Source organism: Synergistaceae bacterium (assembly GCA_012728235.1).
In the GTDB taxonomy this organism is placed as follows: domain Bacteria; phylum Synergistota; class Synergistia; order Synergistales; family Synergistaceae; genus JAAYFL01.
In genome coordinates, this window is sequence record JAAYFL010000118.1 from 1 (window position 1) to 3,363 (window position 3,363).

Annotated in this window: 4 protein-coding genes; all 4 read right to left on the reverse strand. The window is 42.5% G+C overall.

Annotation, left to right across the window (positions count from 1 at the left end; all coding sequences use genetic code 11):
• A partial coding sequence (locus tag GXZ13_06995; protein ID NLX75555.1) for a GIY-YIG nuclease family protein occupies positions 1–119 on the reverse strand: 119 nt, incomplete at its 3' end.
• A gap of 91 nt (positions 120–210) precedes the next feature.
• Positions 211–582: a hypothetical protein gene (locus GXZ13_07000; protein NLX75556.1), complete on the reverse strand. Its 372-nt coding sequence runs from the start codon at positions 580–582 to the stop codon at positions 211–213.
• Between the two features lie 13 nt (positions 583–595).
• Positions 596–1,258: a M48 family metallopeptidase gene (locus GXZ13_07005; GenBank protein ID NLX75557.1), complete on the reverse strand. Its 663-nt coding sequence runs from the start codon at positions 1,256–1,258 to the stop codon at positions 596–598.
• Positions 1,255–3,363 (reverse strand): type I restriction endonuclease subunit R (locus GXZ13_07010; protein ID NLX75558.1); only part of this gene is annotated, 2,109 nt, incomplete at its 5' end. The genes GXZ13_07005 and GXZ13_07010, both read right to left, overlap by 4 nt.

The window sequence follows — 3,363 nt, forward strand, 5'->3', positions numbered from 1 at the left end:
CGGAGATAGACTTCCATAGGCTCTATCTCACCATTATATTGATTGAATTTAACCTTTGCTCTATCTAAATCCGATTGGTTTAGGCGTAGTAAGTCGTTTAATAACAATGGTTTCTGCATGATTTTACCCTCCCGACAAGGCTAATCGTACTTGCTGTTCGCGGCATATAATAAACAAAGCTTCTAATCTCGAAAGAATATCAATGTCGGGTTAATTATCAATACCAAAAATATTATATTTCTTGTTGATAACCTCACTCGCTTCATCTGTAAATAAATCAGTCGTGTTAATAAGTGAATATGATGATAACTCATTAATAAATTTGCTTGCATTAGCCTCTATATTGTCCCCAGGATTAAACATAGCAATATCACCATCTTCACTAATAAAATCTAAATTAATACGATTAATGGTTTCTTTAGTCCATCCTTTATCTTTTATAATTGTTATAGATAGGGTTTCCAACCATACATCTTCATTAGACTGGCTTATTGATATAGTTTTAATTTCAGGACGCAAATAATCATGATATTTCACCATTAGATCGTTGGTAATATCAATTCTGCTATACTTCTCGTCCAAATAAATCCCCTCCTTATATTATCTCCAGGATTTTTCGGTTAACTTTTAACCAATCCTGTTGTTCCTTATAGTTCGGGAGGCCCGTCTTGACCCTTGCCCAGAACCCCGAGCTGTGGTTTTTATAAGCGATATGGCTAAGCTCATGGACAACCACATAGTCGATGACTGCCATCGGACACATAATCAGCCGCCAGGCAAAATTCAAGTTATCCTTGGCGCTGCATGAACCCCAGCGGGCTTTCGCCTCAGAAAGTTTGACGGATGAATAGGTTACTCCCATTATCCCCGCATACCTTGAGACCCTCTCAGTCAGCACAGTTTCTGCTTCACCCTTCAGCCATGCAATTACATCGGCTTTGGTATACCCATCAGGAATCAGGATGTTCGTACTCGAAAACTTAATATCAGTAACGGTTTCTTTTAGAATTGTGTAAGTATTGCCCAAATACAGTAGACTTTCGCCACTCTCAAAAACCACTGGGCTATGCTTCTCTCCAAAGACAGATACCTGGTGCTGCTTATCTGCAATCCACCGCTTTTTTTTCTCCACGAAATCCGCAATGTCACTTTCCTTAGCTTTGTTCGGCGCTCGGACTATAAGATTTGCCTCGCTGTCAATTATTAAAGCTATGCTCTTTCGATCGGAGCGCACGATCTCATAAGGGATTTCATTCATACACCGTCCCTCCCATAGTGCTGAAATCCCAATTCAAGTAGCCTTTGGGCAATTTCCTTGCGCTTCTTGAAAATACTGGGTACACGCCGCCTAATTTCAGGTGCAATCAGTTTTGTGATGATAAAAGTCCTGAGTGTGTTTTGCATTGATTCGTTATTCCAAAAATTCACTGCTGCGGCATCTGTTTTGAAACGCTCGAGGACATCGTTGGTTAAGTCCTTAAGAGCATTGAAATCGTCTTCATCAAGATCAGTAAAATCCTTATCTCCATACAATTCTTTTTTTAGCAAGGCAAAAAAGGGCATCTCATGTTCTGCTTCATACCCGTAAGTTTTCTCGCGCTGGCGGCCTTCAATAATTTCATCACGGAATTCCTCGAGCGCTTTACGCAAATCTGCCCAGTTATCTTTAAACTCCTGTAACAGAGCCTCCAGCTTTTCGCTCAAACGTGCAAAAAGTTCGGGATCTTTTGGGGTGTTAACATTGATATACTCTCGAACTGCGTACTTGATTTCATCACTAACCGCACGGTCACTCTTAGATTTCTTCTTAGCATCTTCTAAGAAATCGCTTGATAGTAGAGAAATAGGTTCAATTTCCAAGGCAACCCCATTTACGGCAAGATACTCTTCGATAATTGCCCTGACCTTTTTACTGGCATCCTTCATGGATAGGCGTGGATCACGTGTTAGTTTCGCAACTGACTCCCTAATGAAGGCAAGCAGTTTGAATGTATCGCTATAATCAAGTGCTGCAGGATTTGGTAGCACACGGTCAAACATTCTCGACAATATGCTGAACAAAGAGTTGAACTCATCACGCAGCTTGTCATCAGCTACCAATTCCTCAATGATTGTGCTTGTATCATCAAGAGAGTTCACTCCAACCTTGTTATGTATAAACAACAAGATGTTGTTATACGCGCTATTAAGCGAATCAATATCCTGCGCTGGGTTCTTCATAGCAGCTACGGTTTCATCAATGTCAGCATCGGCGTATTCAGCCAGTGCTTCACGCAAATGGTTTGTTACGCCAACATAATCTACTACATAACCACACTTTTTGTCAGCGCCGTAGGTTCGGTTCACCCGAGCGATAGCTTGAAGCAGGGTGTGGTTCCTCAACACTTTATCTAAGTACATGACTTGCTCGATAGGAGCATCAAACCCTGTCATAAGCATAGCAGTTACGACAATGATTCCGTAGTTGCCGTCGCCGCCTTTTTTGCCTTTACCTCCAAAAGGAGCTTTAAAGCCGTCAACGATCATCTCGTTATCCTGTTCATTGCCATAAACTTTTAAGTGTGGCTCTTCATTTGGAGCGGTAGAGATGATGCAAGCGGTTTTCAATTGTTCCAGCTTGGAGATGTCAATGTTCTGTGGGTTATCCGCTTTCAGCGCAGCAATCTTTTCTGGTAGCAGTTCATCAATAGCAACTTTATATCTGTGCGCTGCTTCTTTACTGACTCCGACAACCTGTGCTTTGAACCCATTGCTGAAAACGGTGCTGATATAATGGTCCAGCATGTCGGAGGCTTTCTCCCGAATAATCTCCCACGCTTCCAGATAACCACGGGCGGTGTATTTTCCCATGATTTCCTGCTGCTCTTCGGTCTCCATATAGCCGAAAACATCAACGAAGGCACGGTTCATTGCATCGTGATCTGTAATCTCGCTATCAGTAGCGCGACCTTCGTATTTAATCTCTACGACAACCTCGTCCTCGACTGCTTGGCGCATAGTGTATGCGTCTATATAGCCTCCGAAAGTATCTGTTGTTTTCGTGATGGGCGTACCAGTAAAGGCAACCTTAATCGAATTGGGCATACTGCGCCACATATTTGCCGCAAGGTCAGAATACTCACTGCGGTGGGCTTCATCAATCATGACAAGAATTCGGCTCGATCTATTCAACACCGGAAACTTGCCAACTGTTTCTTTTCTCTCCCCGAACTTATGTACCATCGCCACAGTTACATCGCTTGCGGTATTTTGTATCAACTTTTTCATGCCCTCAATGCTTCCTGCTTCGTTGACGGCAAACTTGATAGCTTTCGTGGTTTTGAATAGTTGGGACTGCAAATCCTTCCTATCGATAAGCAGGAC